This is a genomic window from Streptomyces sp. NPDC047453, from assembly GCF_040643155.1.
Classification (GTDB): Bacteria; Actinomycetota; Actinomycetes; order Streptomycetales; family Streptomycetaceae; genus Streptomyces.
The window spans coordinates 17,311-34,401 of record NZ_JBEYTS010000072.1; the positions used below are offsets into that span (position 1 = coordinate 17,311).

Here is a 17,091-nt window from a genome sequence, read left to right on the forward strand (position 1 = left end):
GAGGGTCAATCGAGTGAAGTGCTCGGCGACTCACGTTCCGCGTTTTCCCATTACGGCTATTCCTCGTTCAGCATCACGACCGTATCGGTTGTGTTCAATCGGTTTCTGACCGTCATCGGGGCATCGTCCCCAAGAAGGGAACATTTCATGAAGAAGAGCGTTGCTGTCGTCACCGGCGCCCTCGTGGCCCTGGGCATGGCCGGCCCCGCCTTCGCCGACTCCGGGGCCTCGGGTACCGCCACGAACTCCCCGGGTGTGCTCTCGGGCAACGTCATCCAGGTTCCCGTGCACGTTCCGGTCAACGTCTGCGGCAACACCGTCAACGTCATCGCGCTGCTGAACCCGGCGTTCGGCAACACCTGCGCCAACGGCTGACCGTCCGGCGCACCCAGCCGCACCGGCTGTGTCACGGCCGGCCTTGGACATCGATCTCTCGCCCAAGGCCGGCCCTCCCACTTCTTCAAGCCGCATAGACCTGGCGGCTGCAAGCAGGAAGACAACGAGATTGCGACAGACTCTGAGCAGGGGAGTGTTCGCGGCCGCCGCCGCGACGAGCATGCTGACCCTGTGCGGCAGCTACGCCCTGGCCGACTCGCAGGCCGACGGTACCGCCTCCAACTCGCCCGGCGTGCTGTCCGGGAACACCATCCAGGCACCGGTCTCGGTGCCGGTGAACGTCTGCGGTAACACCGTGAACGTGGTGGCGGCGCTCAACCCGGCGTTCGGCAACGGCTGCGCCAACGGCTCACCGGCGCCCGGGCCCCGGCCCGGGCCCGTCACGGAGCCGGAACCAGGTGTCACGCCACCGACCGGCGGCGGCTCCACGACTCCGCCTCCCCCGGGCACGCCGACGCCCACACCGGCCGCCGAAACGCCGACCACGAACACCCCGCCGCGCGTGGTGGACGAGCCGGTGGACGAGCTGGTGAACGAGCCGGTGGCCGAGCCCCAGCGTGCCCAGACCCTGCCGGCTCCGGCGGCCTTCGAGCACGCCACGCCTGACGCGGCCCCGCAGTTGGCCGAGACCGGCACCGGTGCCCTGCTGGCATCCTCGTCCGCCAGCGCGGCCCTGATCGCCGGCGGCGTGATCCTCTACCGCCGCGGCCGCGCGGCGTCGCACCGCTAGGGCTGGATCTCGCGGGCCGGCGAAGCGGCCCCCTACGGGTGCCGGACATGCTGTCCGGCACCCGTTCTTGTTTTCCCTGACGGCCGGCGTGCCCGTTCTGCTGACGGTCGGTGTGCCCGTCTTGCCGCCGGCCGGCGCACTCGTCTTCCTGCCGGCCGACGGGCTCGCGCTGGTTCTCGGTCTCGTCTGACTGGGGCCGGCGGGCTCGTCTTGCTGCCGGCCGTCGCGTCTGCCTTGCTGTCGGCCGAGCGCTCGCCTGCCTGGCGTCCGGGCGCACTTGTCTTGCCGACGTCCGGATCTGCCGCCCGCTGCCGGCCGGCCACCGGCTACGGCCCGCGCCACTCCTGGCCCACAGCCAACCCTGCCGCGCCTCTGGTCCTGGCCCACCTCTGGTCCTGGTCCGCTCCTGGTCCTGGTCCGCCCCTGGCTGTGGCTCACCTTCGGTCTTGGTCCGCCTCCGGTTCCGGCCCGCTGCCGGTCCTGGCCTGCTGCGCGTCCCGGTCCGACCCCCCGGTCCTGGTTCGCCTCCGGCCGTGGCCTGCCCCCAGTCCCAGCCCGCCCCCGGCCCTGGTCCGCTACCCGGTCCCGGCGCCCCCGGCCCCGGCCAGCCCGCGGCTCTGGTTCGCCTCCGGCCGTGGCCCGCTCCGGTCCTGGGTTCCCCCCGGGCCGGTGGCCCGCCTCCGGTCCTGGTTCGCCACTGGCCCCGGTCCGCCCTCGGTCCCGGCTTGCCTCCGGCCGTGGCCCGCCCCTCGTCCTGGCCCCGCTGCTGGTCCTGGTCCGCTTCTGGTCCTGGGCCTGCTGTGGGCCCCCTGGTTCGGCTCCGGTCCTGGATTGCCCTCCGGCCGTGGCCCGACCCTAGGTACCGACCCGCTGCCGGCCCTGGTCCGCTGCCGGTCCTGGGCCGCTGCGGGCCCCGATCCGCCCCCCTGTCCTGGTTCGCCTCCGGCCGTGGCCTGCCGCCAGTCCCAGCCCGCCCCCGGTCCAGGCTCGCCACCGGCTCCAGCCAGTCGGCGGTCCCGGTCCGCCCCCGTTCCTGGCTCGTCCCCGCTCCCGGCCCGCCTCGGTCCTGGCTTGCCGGCGGCGCCGGCCGGCCCCTGGTCGTGGCCCGTCCTCGGTGTTGGGAGGCGAGCCGGACGTGCTTGCGGAAACCTTTGAGATCACTCCTTTGGCGGCACAACTCGTGGGACTGCCACGCGTTGACACAACGCCGGGCATCCCCGCCCGGGTGTTTTTGCATCAACCCAAGGAGCACCTCTCCATGTCGCGTATCGCCAAGGGCCTGGTCCTTACCTCCGTCGCCGCAGCGGCCGTCGCCGGTGGTGCCGGCATCGCCGCCGCCAGCAGCGGCGCGACCGGCGGCGCCGCCAACTCCCCGGGCGTGCTGTCGGGCAACGTCGTCCAGGTTCCCGTGCACGTTCCGGTCAACGTCTGCGGCAACACCATCGACGTCATCGGCGTGCTGAACCCGACGTTCGGCAACGCCTGCGTCAACGGCTGACGTCCGCGCGCGTTCCTCCGTCCGGCCCCGTCCCCGGGTTCCTCCCGTGAGACGGCGGCCGGACGCGTAGGAGACCCCCTGTGTCGCAGATCCCGTAGGAGTACCCGGCGAATTCGGGCCGCCGGGGTTTCCGGTCCGGCCGCGGCTCGTTGGGCAGGGCGACGCAATGCCCCGAGGTGACCGACGTCGCCGAAGAAAGGAACACGATGAAGGCCCTGAAGGCTGCCGCCGTCCTCGCCGGGTCCCTGGCCCTCACAGGCGCCGCCGCGCCCGCGTTCGCCCAGAACGCCGCCGACCTCACGCCCAACAGCCTCAACGGCGCCGTGAACACGCTCACCAAGGGCCCCGTCGACGTCATGCCGCTCCAGCACCAGTCCGACGCCCTCAACACCGAGAACCAGGACTCGCTGCTCCACACGGTGAACGGCGCCACCCAGACCCTGAACGCCCCCAAGCCGCTGCTCGGCGGCCTGACGCTGCAGCGCTGAGCCGAGAGAGGCGTGAGCCAGCCGCCCCGTACCGGCCGGACCCGCCGTACTACTGCGGCACTCGGGGGAATCCCGTGCTGGTGGTGGCGTCAGGATCGTTGGGCGGTACGGACGTCGAGCCCCACCCGGAAAGGGACCGTACCTGACATGAAGTCGATCACAAGAGGAACCCTCGCCGCCGTCATCACGGGCGTCGCCGCAGCCATGGGCGCGGCAGAGACCCCCGCCGTCGCGGCCGGCACGGCTCCCGTCCCCGTCCCGCTGGGCGGCGCGGAGGCGGCCCTCGGCACGGAACTGCCCGAGGTCGGCGGACAACTGCCGCTGCCCACGGCGCGCGTGCCGGAACCCCCGCGCTTCGTCCAGGGACGGCTCCTGCCCGAACGCGCCGTGCCGCGGCTGCCGGTCGACGGCGGGCTGCCCGGCCTGGAGCTGCGCGCCCCGCTGGCCCACACCCTCGACGACGGCTTCGACCACGTCGGCGTCGGCCTGCCCGCCTCCGACGTGCGGAGCCTGACCCCGGGCCTCGCCCTGGACGCCCCCCTGACCGCCCCGAACCCCGGTGAACTGCCCGCCCTGAAGCAGCCGGAGCTGGCCGTCCTCGCTCCTGTACTGCGCACCACACCGGGCGCCGACCTGACGGCCGGTCCCGGCCTGTAGCGGCGAAGGAGAGACGTCAGCCGTCCGACGTGGGCCGGCGTCCGCCGAGGCGCGCGGTGACCTGGGCGGCGGAATCGCGCACCGTCTCGCCCAGGACCGGGAGCCCTTCGGGGGATACCCGGAACCGGGGCGCGGAGACGAGGACCGAGGCGACCACCTCGCCGCGGTGGTCGAAGACCGGGGCGGCGACGCCCACTTCCTCCACCGAGGTCTCGCCGTAGTTGACGGCGTAGCCGCGCTCGGCGCTCTCCGCGAGGCGGAGCAGATAGGCGTCGACCGCGGCGTCGCTGAGCCCGGGGTGGACCACGGCCCCGCCGGTGACCAAGGTCCGTACCCGCTCGGAGGGCAGCCGGCCGAGGAACACCTGCACCGAGGAACTCGCCGCCGTCTGGTAGCGGGTGCCCAGCGGAGTGCTGTGCTTGACCTCGTGCCGGCTCGCCACCTGCTCCACGCAGACCGCCTCGGCGCCGTTCCACACCAGCAGCGCCGCGGTCTCGCCGGTGCGGTGACTCAGCTCCTGGAGCACCGGGTACGCCGCCCGGCGCACATCGAGGTCGGCCAGCAGCGGACCCGCCATCGCGATCACGCCGAGCCCCAGCCGGAACCGCCGGGAGCCCGGGTCGCGCTCGACCAGGCCGTCCTGCTCCAGCGTGGCGAGGATGCGGGACACGGTGGACTTGTGCAGTCCGGTCCGGGTGGCGATCTCGGTGACGCCCAGCTCGGGCTCGTCGACGCTGAAGGTGCGCAGTACCCCGATGCCGTTGCGCAGCACGGTCATACCGCGCCCGGAGCCGGCCGTACCGTTGTCGGGGATCTCGTCCGTCGTATTGCCTGCCATGGTGCGCTCCATCATGCCCTTGCCGGAATGCCGACCGGGACACAGGGAGCAAAATGGAGGAGTGATCGCACACTCCCGTCGATCCCTCCGGCGCGGCGGGCGCGACAACTCGCCGACGCCACCCACGGGGCGGCTGCGGTCACTGTTCAGGCCGCGCACCGTCGCGGGCCAGGTGTTCCTGCTGCAAGTGGTCATCGCGGTACTGATCGTCGCGGCCGCGCTGGTCGCCCTGGTGCTCCAGGCCGGGGACGACAGCGCCAAGGACGCCCGGGAACGCTCCCTGGGCATCGCCGAGACGCTGGCGTACGCGCCGGACACGCTGAAGGCGATGACCGGCCCCAACCCCACCAAGGTGCTTCAGCCCGTCGCGCAAAAGATCATGAAGGGGACCGACGTCGACCTCGTCGTCATCTACTCGAAGGACGGGATCCGCTACACCCACCCCAACCCGGCCTTCATCGGCAAACCGGTCTTCGGCCTCCGCAAGCCGCCGCCCTCCGCGGTCACCCAGACCATCCAGACCACCCAGGGGCGCTCGGTGGTCTCGTACGTCCCCGTCACCAGGCCGGGCGGCGGGGCCGTCGGCACCGTCGCGGTCGCGATCACGGTCCAGAAGGTGGAGACCTCGGCGGGCCGGCAGCTCCCGGTCCTGCTGGGGACGGCGGCCGGGGCGCTGGTCCTGGCCGCGGCCGGCACCGCGCTGGTGAGCCGGCGGCTGCTGCGTCAGACCCACGGCCTGGGGCCGGCCGAGATGACGCGGATGTACGACCACCACAACGCCGTCCTGCACGCGGTGCGCGAGGGCGTGCTGATCGTCGGGGGCGACGGACAGCTGCTGCTCGCCAACGACGAGGCGCTGCGGCTGCTGGAACTGCCGCCGGACGCGGAGGGGCAGAAGGTCACCGATCTGCCCCTGGACGCCGGCATCGCCGAGCTGCTGACGTCGGAGCGCACGGCCAGCGACGAGGTCCACCTCACGGCCGACACCCTGCTCGCGGTCAACAAGCGGCCCACCGCCCCGTGCGGAGAGTACGAGGGGAGTGTGGTGACGCTCAGGGACACCACGGAGCTGCGGGCGCTGTCGGGACGCGCCGAGGTGGCGCGCGAGCGCCTGAAACTCCTCTACGACGCGGGCATGAAGATCGGCACCACCCTGGACGTGTCGCGCACCGCGCAGGAACTGGCGGACGTGGCCGTTCCCCGCTTCGCCGACGTCGTCACCGTCGAACTGGTCGAGGAGGTCCTGCGCGGCCAGGAGCCGACCGGGGCGGTCAGCGAGGTGCGCCGGGCCGCGGCGCGGGGCCGTCCCGGGTACCAGCCGCTGGTGGAGGTGGGCCGACGGCTCAGTTTCGCGCCCGGCTCACCACAGGCCCGATGCGTGGAGAGCGGTCGAGGGGCGCTCGAGGCGGAGCTGACGGAGGCGGGGGAGTGGCGGGCGGCCGATCCCGATCGCGCACGGCGCGTCCTGGAGCGCGGCATCCACTCCCTGATCGCGGTGCCGCTGCGTGCCCGCGGCACGGTACTGGGGGTGGTGGACTTCTGGCGCCGACGGGAGGAGGCCTTCGACGCGGAGGACGTACCGTTCGCCGAGGAACTGGCCGCCCGGGCCGCCGTCGCCCTCGACAACGCCCGCCGCTACACCCGCGAGCACACCATGGCGGTCACCCTGCAACGCAGCCTGCTGCCCCGCGGCCTGCCCGAATACAGCGCCCTGGAGGTGGCCCACCGCTATCTGCCGGCCCAGGCGGGGGTGGGCGGGGACTGGTTCGACGTGATCGAACTGTCCGGAGCCCGGGTGGCCCTGGTGGTCGGCGACGTGGTGGGACACGGGCTGCACGCGGCGGCCACCATGGGACGGCTGCGCACCGCGGTGCACAACTTCTCCGCCCTGGACCTCGCCCCGGACGAGCTGCTGGCCCGCCTGGACGACCTGGTGGCCCGGCTCGACCGGGACGGCCCGGCCGACGGCGGTGAGGAGGCGCTCGCGGGGGCCACCTGCCTGTACGCCGTCTACGACCCGTCCTCGGGCACCTGCTCCCTGGCCCGGGCCGGCCACCCGCCGCCCGCCCTCGTTTCCCCGGACGGCAGTGTGGCCTTCCCCGACCTGCCCGCCGGACCGCCCCTGGGCCTGGGCGGCCTGCCGTTCGAGGCCACCGAACTGCGGCTGCCCGAGGGGAGCCAGCTGGTCCTCTACACGGACGGGCTCGTCGAGGACCGCGAACGGGACATCGGCGCCGGCCTCGAACTCCTGCGTGCCGCGCTGGCCCATTCCGACCGGCCCCCGGAGCAGACCTGCCAGGCGGTGCTCGACGCCCTTCCCCCGGACCACGCCAGCGACGACATCGCCCTGCTGGTGGCCCGTACCCGCGTACTCGATCCCGATCTGGTCGCCGACTGGGACGTGCCGGCCGACCCCGCGGCCGTCTCCCGCGTCCGCGCCGACGTCGCCCGGCAGCTGAAGGACTGGGGCCTGGAGGACGCGAGCTTCACCACCGAACTCGTCCTCAGCGAACTGGTCACCAACGCCATCCGCTACGGCAGTGCCCCCATCCACGTCCGCCTGCTGCGTGACCGCAAACTGATCTGCGAGGTCTCCGACGGCAGCAGCACCTCGCCCCATCTGCGGTACGCGGCGACCACGGACGAGGGCGGGCGCGGTCTGTTCCTGGTCGCCCGGTACGCCGAGCGCTGGGGAACCCGGTACACCCCCACCGGCAAGGTCATCTGGACCGAGCAGCCGCTGTACGGCGGGACGGGGGCGGCCGACGGCCCCGTGGGCGGCGACCTGCTCGACCAGTGGGACGACGGGACGCTGTGACCCGGCCCTGACCGCCCGCTGCCCGCCGGACCCCGGCTTCTTGTCCGCAGGCATCTCCGCCCCACGGGCGGCAGGGGCGTACAGGCCTGCGGGATCAGCGCCTGACGTGCTTGCTGCCCAGCGGTGACCTGGTGTCCCGCTGTGCCGGGATGGCGGTGAGCGCTCGCGCCGCCGTACCCGCCCGGTGTCCGCCGGGTTCCGCGCTCAGCGCACGGGCCGCCTCGTTGAAGCGGACGGCGGACGGCGGATCGCTCGGGCCGAGCAGGTGTTGCTTGAGCTCGGCGCGGGCCTCGGCGTGGGTGTCCTTCTCGGGGTGGCGCACGGACTCCAGGAGGTCCGGTACGGCGGAGGCGTCCGGAGTGAGGACGGCGCCTGCCCGGACGGTGGGGAAGGTGTCGCGGAAGTCCTGCTCCGGAAGGCCGCTGGTGTTGGCGACGGCGTAGGGCTTCTCGCTCGCCAGATAGTCGGATATGACGCTGGAGACATCGCTGACCAGCAGGTCGGCCACGTTGAAGCAGGCGTAGACGGTCGGCCGCGCCTCGGTGATGATCCGGTGCTCCCACGCGGGGAACGAGGCCCAGTACGCGGTCTCCCAGGCGGCGGTCGCCTCGGCGACGGCCGCGGCTCGACCGGGTTCCGGGACCGACTGGAACAGCATCCGCTCCGTGTTGTCCGCGCTCGCCCGGAACGAGGACGTGGTCAGCCGGTCGAGTTCGGCGGTCCGCCGGGCCAGTTCCGCCGCCGCGGAGGGCGCGGGTCGCTCATCGGAGTGTTCCGCGGCACGGAGCGTGTTCGCGGCGCGGATCATCTCCTGGATCCGGGTGTTCGCGGATGCCGCCCGCGGATCGACCGAGCCGGTCAGCGGGTGCGGCTTGTACAGGAGCCGGACCCCGGGGTCGGCCAGGAGGGTGCGGACGATGTTCTCGCCGGCCTCGATGACCGAGGTGTTGCCCGGGTTGCCGTCCCACCCCTCCCACGTGGGGGCGTAGAGAACCGTGGTGTACGGGCCCACGGGCGCACCGGCGTACGGCTCGATCGCGTCCAGTTGCGGGCGTCCGATCTCCACGACGTCGTTGTCGTCGACACCCACGTTCGCCAGGGCGTACCGCTCGCGCGCCGCGGGACCGGCCACCCACACCTCGTCGTACGCCTTCGCATACGGATTGCAGCTGGACAGTTTGTCGCTCTCGCCGTGGTTGACGAACGCGTGCTTGATGGTCGGGATGCGCAACACCTGCGAGGTCTTCCCGGAGTTCGACGGGTGGATCATCATCGTCAGGGTCGAGTGCTCCAGCCTCATCAGGTCGGCGACCTTCGGCAGGCACACGATCGGGATGTCGGTGGACGCGATCTGGTTCATCATGAAGCGCTCACGCAGCACGATCAGCGGGCGGCCCTCCAGCCGGGACAGCGGCTCCAGCCACATGTTCGCCTGATAGGCCGAGCTCGTGCCGCCGGAGAAGTACATGCCCACCGTCGGCTGGTACTCCGCGAGCCAGGCGTCGAACCACTCCAGCGCCTGCTCGCTCGTCACCGGCCTGCGTCCCGGCAGCAGCCGCCGCAGCAGTATGCCGTTGGCCACCAGGGCGAGGGCGGCGGACAGGGCGATTCCCGCGACGGCCCACCAGGCCGAACCGCCCACCGCGGTGGTCAGCAGTCCGGCCGCCGAGGGCAGACCGAACGCGAGGAGCCGCTGCCCGGAGCGCTGCGCCAGCAGCGCCGGGGGAGCGGGGCTCAGCAGCAGCGGCGAGGCGTCGATGTTCCGGGTCACCACGGGCAGGGTGCGGGTGCGGCGTACGAGGATCGCAAGCGCCTGGGACGCGAAATGCAGGGCGTAGAAGAGCAGCAGACCGCAGACCAGAGCCAGGTATTTCGTCTCGTAGTCCTCGTTGCTGATGCGGATCAGGCCGGTCACCAGCAGAAGGTCCCGGATGACTTGGCGCACGGTCACGGTCGCGTGCAGCTTCCCGAGGGTGGTGGTCACGTTCCGCTGCCACCGGTGCAGGGCCATGTCCGCCGCCAGCCCGACAGTGGTGGAGGCCACGAGCAGGGGAACGCTGGGGAGGAGCGCACCTACTGCCTGAGCGGCGAACGAGAGGGCGAGCACTGTGGGCAGGAGGAGGCGCGCCGCGGCGGTGCGCAACCGAGCGGGTGGGGGTATTGCTGACAACTTCGCGGGCTCCAGGCCAATCACCATCCTTGTGCACGGACCTGCCGACTTGCGCGCTCGGATGACCACGGGCCGGAAGCCGATGCTTACGGATGTTTTCCTTCAAATTTCAGCGGACTTTACCTATGGGACATCCCTGACTCCAGGGAGAACAGGAGGATTTTGTTTGAAGGAACGGTGTATCACTGTGCCCGATGTGACCTTCAAGTAACCGTGTGGCGCCCCTCACGAAATGCGTGGCGTGGCTGTGCCGAAGCGGCTGTGGCCAGGCATATTCGAAAGATCAAGGATCATGCCGCTGAGCTGTGCTGACGCTCCGTGTTGTATTCGAAGCGGGGTGTTGTTCCTGTCTTTGAACCCGATGGGTCGAGGCTGTGGAGTGAATTTGCCGACGCTGTGACCGGTCTTGGTACTCCATTGGTGGGTGAGACATTGAACACGTGGCGATCTCGCTACAAGTGACGAGTTCACAGCGGCATTTCCGCCGGCCCGGATGGGGCAGGTTGCGAGCCTGCCCGTTAGTGCCCGGAGTCGTGATCGCGAAGAGTGCGGATTGCGCGAAGGAGTGACGCAGCAGCCGTCGAAGGCCCCCTGCCAGCGGGCGACCCGCAGGTAGGGGGCCTCGTCGGATCCCGTCCGGCATCGCGGTCAGGGCCCGTCCGTGAAAGGTGCCGTGGGCCTCAGCCGAAGGTGTCGGAAGGTGCCGGGCGCCCGGCGCCGGCCACGGGCCTGTCGTCGGATCCGGCGTCTTCGGGCACCGGATCCGACGCCGGGCGGCGGCGCTCGAGGAGGGTGAGGAGCGGGCCGGTCATGGCAGTGGTGACCAGGGCCATCACCACCATGATCGAGTACAGGTCCTGGTCGAGCAGGCCCAGCTGGAGGCCGACGGAGAGCATCACCAGCTCCGTCAGGCCGCGGGTGTTCATCAGGGTGGCGAGCACGGCCGCCGAACGGGCCGGCAGGCGGCCGAGCCGTGCGGCGGCGTAGGTGCCGCCGGCCTTGCCCACCACCGCGGTCACCAGGATCAGCGCCAGCTCGAGCAAGCCGTGGCCGTTCAGGCCGGTGAGGTCCACCGTGAGGCCGCTGAGCACGAAGAAGGCCGGCATCAGGAGGGAGGAGGACTGCTCCACGGTGTCGCGCAGCCGGTCGTACGCCGAGAGGGCGGAGCCGGAGGACGCGGAGCCCGGGGACGCGGAGCCGGAGTTCCCGTGGTCGCGCGGGACGACGAGGCCGAAGAGGAGCGCACCGAAGACGAGATGCGTTCCCATCGCCTCGGTGGCGGCAGCGGAGAGCAGCGCGCCGACGATCAGCAGGAGCGGGCCGGGCCGCCAGGTGGTACGCGCGAGCAGCGGCCGTACCACCATCAGCATGAGCAGCAGATACGGAACGAAGAGCAGGGCACCGGCCCCGCCGCCCGACACGGCCGCGGTGACGGCGGCGAGCCCGATCCAGGCCAGCACGTCCACCACCGCTGCGGACGCCATGGCCACGGTGCCCTCGCGGGTGGTGGTCAGGCCCCGGTCGACGAGGATGCGGGCCAGGACGGGCAGGGCGGTGACGGAGAGCGCGAGGGCGAGGAAGATGACGGCACCGGCCTGACCGCCGCCGGACCGGTCGTCGGCACCTTCCGGTAAGAACAGCAGTCCAAGGCCGGTGCCGAGCAGGAACACGGGAGCCGTGGCACCGGCCGCGACGACTCCCGCCACTCTCAACTGGCCCCGCAGGGCTGCCGGTTGCAGGTGCAGGCCGACGCCGAACATGAAGAGGGCGAGCCCGATGTTTGGCGACCGCGGTGAGCAGCGGGCGTATGTCGTGGGGGAAGAGGAACTCGCCGACGGCGCCGTGCAGGATCGTGGGGCCCATCAGTACGCCGGCGGCGATCTCGCCGACCACGGGTGGCTGTCGCAGCCGGACGGCGACCCGTCCGGCGATCCGGGACAGCAGCACGGCGGCGGCGAGTCCCACTAACAGGTGCACAAGGTCAGGGTTGGCGCCCATGGCATCCTCCGGCTCTCGGGAAGCTTTCGGGAAGAGGGAACGGCACGCCCACCCACGGGTGGGGCGGGACAGAGGACCGGCGTCGAGGGCAGCGCAGGGGCCCGGTGGTTCGCCGTCGGGCCCCTGCCTCCTGCCGCCGGAAACACCCGTCAGGCGGCCAGGGCCTGCCGCCACCGGACCGGCGCACCGACCCTCAGCACCGAGTTGCGGTAGATCCGCGCGGCGAGGGCCATGCAGCAGGCCGTGACCAGGAGCAGGACGCCGGCGGCGGCGAACTGCTGGACCGCCGTCACCGTGCCGACCGAGGACCTGAGCGGCATCACCAGGCCGGAGAGGGGGGTATGTACTGCACGACCGACACCCAGGGCGCGGACAGATGGGCGGCAGCCGCCGTCGCGACGCCCACCGGGGCCAGCGCGAGCACCATCACCGGTGTCAGCACACCCTGCAGGTCCTCCGGTCGTGACACCAGTGACCCCGCCGCGGCGTACAGCGAGGCGAACATGGCGAAGGTCAGGAGGAACCACAGCACCGTCACCATCATGTCCTTCGGCCCCGGCGGCAGGACCCGGGGCTGCGGGAGCTGTACCTGGGTGCCGACCGCGGTCTGAACGCGCTCCTCGAAACGTACGGGGAGGCGCTGATGGCCGCCCCCGAGAGCGTGTTCACCGGCGCGGCCTCGATGCTGCTCATCCGGCCCGACCAGCAAGACCGGGCCTGGGTGGAGCAGCTCCTCCGGAGGATCCCGGAGCGGACCGAGGCCGGCACGCTGGAGACGGACCTGGCCAACGGTCCCGCCGGATTCCTCATGGCCGTGCTGGCCCGTCTGGAAGCGGGCCAGGACGCACCGCTGGACGCCGGCCGGCTGTCGCGTCTGTGCGACCTGGTGCTCGATCAGGCCAAGAGGGCACGGGACCGCGCGTGGTTCGACGTCGCGCACGGCGACCTCGGGATGCAGTGGGCCCTGTCGCGGATCGGCCGCCTCACGGGTGACCGGGGCCCGACCCGCGCGGCCGGCGACTGGCTGACGGAGCGACTGGCCGAGGGCGAGCTGCCCCCGGTTCCCGGCTGGTGCAACGGCCACGCGGGTCTGCTGCTGGTCGCGGCGGAGATCCTCACGTCGGCGGGCCGGCCGGAGGTGCTGACGGACGGCCGCCTGCCGGAGCTGGCGGACGGGGCGACGCGGCTGCCGTCCCAGGGTCCGGTGGACCTGTCGGTGTGCCACGGCACCAGCGGCGTGATCCAGTCGCTGATCGCGGCGAGCCGGATCCTCGGGGACCGGTCCCTGCTCGACCGGGCGGCCGGCTTCCGGCGGCGGGTGGCGGAGACGGCCCGCGGTAACGGGTTCCACACCGGATGCCCGGGAAGGACCTCGCTGTTGGGCTACATGTTCGGCTGGTCGGGCATCGGCCACACCGATCTGATGCTGAACACCGCACTCGACGGTACCGACCCGGCCTTCGTACCGGTCGCGCTGACCGCACCGCCCGTACCGGCCCCGGCCGTACCACGGCAGCGTGACGCGACCGTCGTTGCGGAAGACTGGCGATCACGACCGGAAGCAAGGAAGTAGCAGTCATGAAGCAAGGCAAGCAAGGCAGTATGGCGCCGGCGTTCCCCCTGTTCATCGGGGTTGTCATCGCGACCGTCGCCATCTCGCAGGACAACTGGGGCGGTGCCGCGCTCGGTGTGGCGGCCGGCGCCGTCATCTCGCTGATCGTGTCGGTACGTCGGCGGAGGCGGTGAGGCGACGATGAAGTACTCCGTGTTACTGCCGGTGGTGCCGGCCCGCCGAACCGGCGGTGATGTTCGCGAACCTCGTGCAGTGGACCGCTGCCGAAAGTCTTTGGCAGGGGCAGTCGTTGGTCCTCGACCCCCACCACCTGGCCCAGTGGCTCGCCGGAATCGGTATCCGCGTCCCGATGGGATTCGGGGTGTCCCTGATGCCGATGCGGTCGCCCTACCAGGCGGCCTTCGAGGCGCGCTCGGTCGCACTCGCCACCGGTCATTCCGTCGTGGCCGGGTTCGGGCCAGGTCCGGTGTCGTTCCAGAGCGCCCTTCTGGGCCGGCCGTACGCCAGACCGCTGCAGGCCTCCCGGGAGTACGCGACGATCGTGCGTGCCCTGGTGTCGGGTGAGGACGCCATGGTCGAGGGCAAGTACTTCTCGGTGGCCGCCCGGCTGCTGCAGCGCCCTGCGCCGCAGGTGGAGGTGGGCCTCGGGGTGTTGCGCCCGAAGATGGCGGCCCTCGCGGGCGAGGTGGCCGACCGGGCCATGAAGACCACACGTGACTGGTCCCATGTGTGCGACACCTTCCACGGTCCCGGCTGGGTCGCGGTGGGCGACTCCGCCGCGTTCATCGACCCCCTGTTCTCCTCCGGCGTGTGGCTCGGCACCTCGGCGGCCTGGCTGGCGGCGCGGGCGATCGGTGCCGCACTGGAGGACGCGGAGCAGGAGCAACTCGCCCTGGAGCGGTTCGACACGCTGTACCGCCAGATGTTCAAGGACATCCTGGCCTATGTGCCCTTCTTCATGGACCCGACCCGGCTGCGCGAGGAGTACGAGGAGCGGGCCCTGCAGATCCAGAAGATGGTCACGCAGAACTCGCGTGTCGGGTTCATCTCGATGATCTCGGGTGTGAGTGCCATCGCGGACGTCGTGGACTTCGACCCGATGAACGTCGGGACGTCGAGGACGTCATGCAGGACTGGGACGAGCAGACGGCCGCCGCGAGCAGCACGGCCGGAGACTGACACCGCCGAGGATTCCGCCCGGGGCGTGTGCTGGAACGCGTAGGTCTTACGCGCCGTCGGCACACGCCCACACGCGTTTTTCGCCACGCCGTACTACTGCGGTCGGCGTCCCGTGGAAGCGGTGGCCATCCGGGTGAAACCGGTTACAGCGGGACAGCCTCGGAGCCTTCCGCGATCATCGGGGGAGTGCCCGGGGCTTCGCCGTGCCCGGTGAAACCCGGCCATTGGTCAGCCCGCTGTCGGGCTCTGCGGACCTACGCTCGCGTGAACCCGTGGCTGCGCTCCACTTTCGCCACGTGCAGCGTGTAGCTCTGGTACCACTCGGCTTGCCCGCGCTTCTGCGCCGCGCGGTGCTCGGCGTTGCTCCGCCACTCCGTGAGGGCATCGGTGTCGCGGAAGTACCCGACGGTGATGCCCAGCCCGCCAGGAGTCTGCGCGTGGTCCATCCCCAGGAACCCAGGGACGTCCTTCACCAGGTCTTCCATGCGTGCGTTGGTCTCGCTGTAGCCGCTCTGCTCCTGGGTGCGCACCGTAGTGAAGACAGCCACGTAGTAAGGGGGTTCAAAGGCCTCGACGGGCGCGGCAGGCGCTTCCGAGTGATCGCTCATCGCGCCACGGTAAGGCTCTCCGCCGGCTCCCGGAAACGGCCACGAGCCTTCTGGCTCACGGAACGGCGCGAGGGACGGGGAACATTGGGGCGAACGGTGGCTGCATCCGGTTCACGACACCCGCCCCGGCGTGCGGCCCTCCCTCGGAGAGGACGACGAGACTGCCGGCGGCGAGGTCGTACGGCTGCCAACTCGTCGACAACTGCACCGGCCTGCCGCCGACCAGAAACTCGTATGACGTCCGGACGCACAGCTCACCCTCGGCGATGCCCAACCGCACCGCGATCTCCGCCGGTGCCGGCTGTTTCGGGCCGCTGGTGTTCGTCGTCTTCCCAGTCAGTCATGGATTTCACGGGGTGAGCGTCCCTCGCCCGTTGAGGACGTCGGCGAGCCCGTGCTTCAAGATGCGGTTGCCGGCACTTGCCGGATACCCTCGGTGGGTGGGGTGGTGACGGGTCCCGTGTCCGGGCGTACCACTGCTCCGGCGGAAGCGACGACTTCCGCGACACAGACTCATGCAGCGTTCACGCCTCCACGGGAGGAGGGTTTGCTATGAGTTTCACTACTACACGTACAGCAAAAGCTGCCGCGGCAACCGCGATCGCAATACCCCTCACGCTTGGCGGCCTGACATCGCAAAGTCACGCGCAGGGTCCGTCCCCCAGCCCGTCGGGAACATTCGGTCCCGGCTGTGCGGCGCTCTCCGAGAAGGTTGACACGTCCAAGGACAAGGTCACGGAGGGTGCGGCCGCACATCCACAACTCAGCCAGCTGGTCTCAGCCGTGGTCAGGGCGAGGCTGAGCGGCTCCCTCGACGGGAAGCCCAACATCACCGTCTTCGCGCCCAACAACCAGGCTTTCCAGAAGCTGACCGTGTCGCACCTCAGTTCCCTACTGGACAATCAGGGCCAACTGAAGAAGGTGCTGACCTACCATGTCGTGGACAAGCAAATCACCCCAAGCGAACTTTCCAAGGGTTCCTTCACGACGTTGGAAGGCGGGAAGCTGACCACGTCGGGATCGGGCACCGACTTCAAAGTCAACGGCAAGGCGAACATCGTCTGCGGCAACATCAAGGTTGCGAACGCCACTGTGTATGTCATCGACTCCGTGCTCCAGCCACCGTCCTGACACATTGAAGCGCTCCCGCTCGATGGCCTTTTCCTGGTCGCGGCGGCACCCTCTTTGTCGGAGTGCGCGATGACGAGCACACGGATGCCCGTGCTGCCCACCTCTTAGGTCGCACGGGCTCCGAGCCCGGGATGTCGGGGCTCAACAAGGTTGGCCGAGCCCGCGTATCGGGCGATACGGCTGCCAGAGCGCCGCCGAACCGTGAGTACCGTTCACTGGGCCGAGACCACGACGGTCTTGGCCACCTTGTCGTGCAGCGCCTGGCGATAGGGCTTGTCCCACAGGGCTTGTCCCACAGCAACCACAGGACGTTGATCAGCCAGAGGATCCCGAGGGCGGACGGGACGAGCGCCGGCAGCACGTTGATCGCCCAGAGCGCCCATCCGGCGCCCGCGAGGACCCCCGGCAGGCCGTAGGCCGCGGCACGCAGCCAGCCAGGCCAGCCGGTCGGGAGCGATCCGTCATGGGGCATGCCGACCTGGATCTTCATCCCACTGCTTGCCGATGGTCCGGCCACGGGTGGTGAGCAGGTAGCCGTCGTAGCCGATGTACACGAGGCGCACCCCCGCACGGCCCAGAGACGGTCCGAGCGGAGGTGTCACGGTGCGCCCCTCGAAGCGAACTACGGGCGTTATAGGGCGGTCACGCTTCTCAGCCCAGGTCAGCGAGCCAACTGGGGAGTTCTGGCCCGGCCCCGGGATCAGGACCGATTAGCTCGTATGGCTCGCCCAGGTTCTGGGAATGGGAGCCGTTTCGTGCTACTGCGTGAATGGTGAAGCGCTCGCCCGGGAAGAGGGCGAAGAGGGCAACCTGGGAAGTGAGCGTTTTGCGGGTCCGTCCGGCAGCGGGGTCCGCTCCCGGTGTGGTGTCCTCGATGTCGAGGTGGTCGGTCTCCGGGTCCACGAGCAGTGCGTAGGAGCGCAGCAGTTCATACCCCTCGTCGGCCTGAGGCCGTCCGGTGGGCAGATCCGTCTCGGACTCGTCGTACAGCATCATCGACCTGCCTT

The 17,091-nt window shown here is 70.8% G+C and carries 17 protein-coding genes and 2 pseudogenes; 11 read left to right on the forward strand and 8 right to left on the reverse strand.

Annotated elements, in window-relative coordinates:
* Window positions 1–147: 147 nt before the first annotated feature.
* From ABZ818_RS35260 to ABZ818_RS35280, 5 genes are all read left to right on the forward strand, one after another.
* Window positions 148–375 (forward strand): chaplin, encoded by a 228-nt coding sequence (locus ABZ818_RS35260; protein ID WP_361424017.1) that lies wholly within the window; start codon window positions 148–150, stop codon window positions 373–375.
* Between the two features lie 130 nt (window positions 376–505).
* Window positions 506–1,126: a chaplin gene (locus ABZ818_RS35265; RefSeq protein ID WP_361424020.1), complete on the forward strand. Its 621-nt coding sequence runs from the start codon at window positions 506–508 to the stop codon at window positions 1,124–1,126.
* A 1,258-nt stretch (window positions 1,127–2,384) separates the two neighbouring features.
* Window positions 2,385–2,624 carry a chaplin gene (locus ABZ818_RS35270; RefSeq protein WP_361424023.1) on the forward strand — a complete coding sequence of 80 codons (240 nt, stop codon included), beginning with the start codon at window positions 2,385–2,387 and terminating at the stop codon, window positions 2,622–2,624.
* Window positions 2,625–2,830: 206 nt separating this feature from the next.
* A complete protein-coding gene (locus tag ABZ818_RS35275; RefSeq protein ID WP_361424026.1) occupies window positions 2,831–3,112 on the forward strand; it encodes a hypothetical protein in 282 nt (93 codons plus the stop codon).
* Window positions 3,113–3,259: 147 nt separating this feature from the next.
* Window positions 3,260–3,769, forward strand: a complete 510-nt coding sequence (locus ABZ818_RS35280) for a hypothetical protein (protein WP_361424029.1) — start codon at window positions 3,260–3,262, stop codon at window positions 3,767–3,769.
* A gap of 16 nt (window positions 3,770–3,785) precedes the next feature.
* On the opposite strand, the gene ABZ818_RS35285 is transcribed toward ABZ818_RS35280, so the two are convergent.
* Window positions 3,786–4,607: an IclR family transcriptional regulator gene (locus ABZ818_RS35285; protein WP_361424031.1), complete on the reverse strand. Its 822-nt coding sequence runs from the start codon at window positions 4,605–4,607 to the stop codon at window positions 3,786–3,788.
* A gap of 133 nt (window positions 4,608–4,740) precedes the next feature.
* Between ABZ818_RS35285 and ABZ818_RS35290 the strand changes: the two genes are divergently transcribed.
* Entirely contained in the window at window positions 4,741–7,425 is a 2,685-nt protein-coding gene (locus ABZ818_RS35290; protein ID WP_361424064.1) for a SpoIIE family protein phosphatase, read from the forward strand.
* 94 nt (window positions 7,426–7,519) lie between these two features.
* Here the strand turns inward: ABZ818_RS35290 and ABZ818_RS35295 are convergent, their stop codons facing one another.
* Both ABZ818_RS35295 and ABZ818_RS35300 read right to left on the reverse strand, forming a co-directional pair.
* Window positions 7,520–9,622, reverse strand: a complete 2,103-nt coding sequence (locus tag ABZ818_RS35295; RefSeq protein WP_361424034.1) for a hypothetical protein — start codon at window positions 9,620–9,622, stop codon at window positions 7,520–7,522.
* A gap of 653 nt (window positions 9,623–10,275) precedes the next feature.
* On the reverse strand, window positions 10,276–11,355 hold the full coding sequence (locus tag ABZ818_RS35300; RefSeq protein WP_361424037.1) for a cation:proton antiporter: 1,080 nt from the start codon (window positions 11,353–11,355) through the stop codon (window positions 10,276–10,278).
* A 16-nt stretch (window positions 11,356–11,371) separates the two neighbouring features.
* On the opposite strand from ABZ818_RS35300, the gene ABZ818_RS35305 reads away from it, so the two are divergent.
* Complete coding sequence (locus tag ABZ818_RS35305; protein ID WP_361424040.1) at window positions 11,372–11,563, forward strand: hypothetical protein; 192 nt, start codon at window positions 11,372–11,374, stop codon at window positions 11,561–11,563.
* 179 nt (window positions 11,564–11,742) lie between these two features.
* Here the strand turns inward: ABZ818_RS35305 and ABZ818_RS35310 are convergent, their stop codons facing one another.
* Together ABZ818_RS35310 and ABZ818_RS35315 are read right to left on the reverse strand one after the other, a co-directional pair.
* Window positions 11,743–11,913 (reverse strand): hypothetical protein, encoded by a 171-nt coding sequence (locus tag ABZ818_RS35310; RefSeq protein ID WP_361424043.1) that lies wholly within the window; start codon window positions 11,911–11,913, stop codon window positions 11,743–11,745.
* The gene (locus tag ABZ818_RS35315) at window positions 11,913–12,137 is read right to left on the reverse strand and encodes a hypothetical protein (RefSeq protein ID WP_361424046.1); all 225 of its coding nucleotides are present in this window, start codon (window positions 12,135–12,137) and stop codon (window positions 11,913–11,915) included. The genes ABZ818_RS35310 and ABZ818_RS35315 overlap by 1 nt, the downstream gene beginning before the upstream one ends.
* Window positions 12,138–12,236: 99 nt before the next feature.
* Between ABZ818_RS35315 and ABZ818_RS35320 the strand changes: the two genes are divergently transcribed.
* The 3 genes from ABZ818_RS35320 to ABZ818_RS35330 are packed head-to-tail and all read left to right on the forward strand — an operon-like array spanning window position 12,237 to window position 14,388.
* Window positions 12,237–13,166: a lanthionine synthetase LanC family protein gene (locus ABZ818_RS35320; protein ID WP_361424049.1), complete on the forward strand. Its 930-nt coding sequence runs from the start codon at window positions 12,237–12,239 to the stop codon at window positions 13,164–13,166.
* A 5-nt stretch (window positions 13,167–13,171) separates the two neighbouring features.
* The gene (locus ABZ818_RS35325) at window positions 13,172–13,339 is read left to right on the forward strand and encodes a hypothetical protein (protein WP_361424052.1); all 168 of its coding nucleotides are present in this window, start codon (window positions 13,172–13,174) and stop codon (window positions 13,337–13,339) included.
* Between the two features lie 59 nt (window positions 13,340–13,398).
* Window positions 13,399–14,388 (forward strand): LLM class flavin-dependent oxidoreductase, encoded by a 990-nt coding sequence (locus tag ABZ818_RS35330; protein WP_361424055.1) that lies wholly within the window; start codon window positions 13,399–13,401, stop codon window positions 14,386–14,388.
* A 211-nt stretch (window positions 14,389–14,599) separates the two neighbouring features.
* Here the strand turns inward: ABZ818_RS35330 and ABZ818_RS35335 are convergent, their stop codons facing one another.
* Both ABZ818_RS35335 and ABZ818_RS35340 read right to left on the reverse strand, forming a co-directional pair.
* Window positions 14,600–14,953, reverse strand: coding sequence for an antibiotic biosynthesis monooxygenase (locus tag ABZ818_RS35335; RefSeq protein WP_361424058.1), 354 nt, complete (start codon window positions 14,951–14,953; stop codon window positions 14,600–14,602).
* A gap of 103 nt (window positions 14,954–15,056) precedes the next feature.
* A pseudogene (locus tag ABZ818_RS35340) lies at window positions 15,057–15,306 on the reverse strand (UTRA domain-containing protein); the annotation flags it as partial.
* Between the two features lie 199 nt (window positions 15,307–15,505).
* Here ABZ818_RS35340 and ABZ818_RS35345 point away from each other — a divergent pair.
* Window positions 15,506–16,084, forward strand: a complete 579-nt coding sequence (locus ABZ818_RS35345; RefSeq protein ID WP_361424061.1) for a fasciclin domain-containing protein — start codon at window positions 15,506–15,508, stop codon at window positions 16,082–16,084.
* A gap of 651 nt (window positions 16,085–16,735) precedes the next feature.
* Here the strand turns inward: ABZ818_RS35345 and ABZ818_RS35350 are convergent.
* A pseudogene (locus ABZ818_RS35350) lies at window positions 16,736–17,091 on the reverse strand (hypothetical protein); the annotation flags it as partial.

Coding starts and splice junctions, on each gene's coding strand:
- ABZ818_RS35260 (WP_361424017.1), top strand. CDS start 148: ATGAAGAAGAGCGTTGCTGTCGTCACCGGCGCCCTCGTGGCCCTGGGC.
- ABZ818_RS35270 (WP_361424023.1), top strand. CDS start 2,385: ATGTCGCGTATCGCCAAGGGCCTGGTCCTTACCTCCGTCGCCGCAGCG.
- ABZ818_RS35275 (WP_361424026.1), top strand. CDS start 2,831: ATGAAGGCCCTGAAGGCTGCCGCCGTCCTCGCCGGGTCCCTGGCCCTC.
- ABZ818_RS35280 (WP_361424029.1), top strand. CDS start 3,260: ATGAAGTCGATCACAAGAGGAACCCTCGCCGCCGTCATCACGGGCGTC.
- ABZ818_RS35285 (WP_361424031.1), bottom strand. CDS start 4,607: ATGGCAGGCAATACGACGGACGAGATCCCCGACAACGGTACGGCCGGC.
- ABZ818_RS35295 (WP_361424034.1), bottom strand. CDS start 9,622: ATGGTGATTGGCCTGGAGCCCGCGAAGTTGTCAGCAATACCCCCACCC.
- ABZ818_RS35300 (WP_361424037.1), bottom strand. CDS start 11,355: ATGTTCGGCGTCGGCCTGCACCTGCAACCGGCAGCCCTGCGGGGCCAG.
- ABZ818_RS35305 (WP_361424040.1), top strand. CDS start 11,372: ATGTTTGGCGACCGCGGTGAGCAGCGGGCGTATGTCGTGGGGGAAGAG.
- ABZ818_RS35310 (WP_361424043.1), bottom strand. CDS start 11,913: ATGCCGCTCAGGTCCTCGGTCGGCACGGTGACGGCGGTCCAGCAGTTC.
- ABZ818_RS35315 (WP_361424046.1), bottom strand. CDS start 12,137: ATGATGGTGACGGTGCTGTGGTTCCTCCTGACCTTCGCCATGTTCGCC.
- ABZ818_RS35320 (WP_361424049.1), top strand. CDS start 12,237: ATGGCCGCCCCCGAGAGCGTGTTCACCGGCGCGGCCTCGATGCTGCTC.
- ABZ818_RS35325 (WP_361424052.1), top strand. CDS start 13,172: ATGAAGCAAGGCAAGCAAGGCAGTATGGCGCCGGCGTTCCCCCTGTTC.
- ABZ818_RS35330 (WP_361424055.1), top strand. CDS start 13,399: ATGTTCGCGAACCTCGTGCAGTGGACCGCTGCCGAAAGTCTTTGGCAG.
- ABZ818_RS35335 (WP_361424058.1), bottom strand. CDS start 14,953: ATGAGCGATCACTCGGAAGCGCCTGCCGCGCCCGTCGAGGCCTTTGAA.
- ABZ818_RS35345 (WP_361424061.1), top strand. CDS start 15,506: ATGAGTTTCACTACTACACGTACAGCAAAAGCTGCCGCGGCAACCGCG.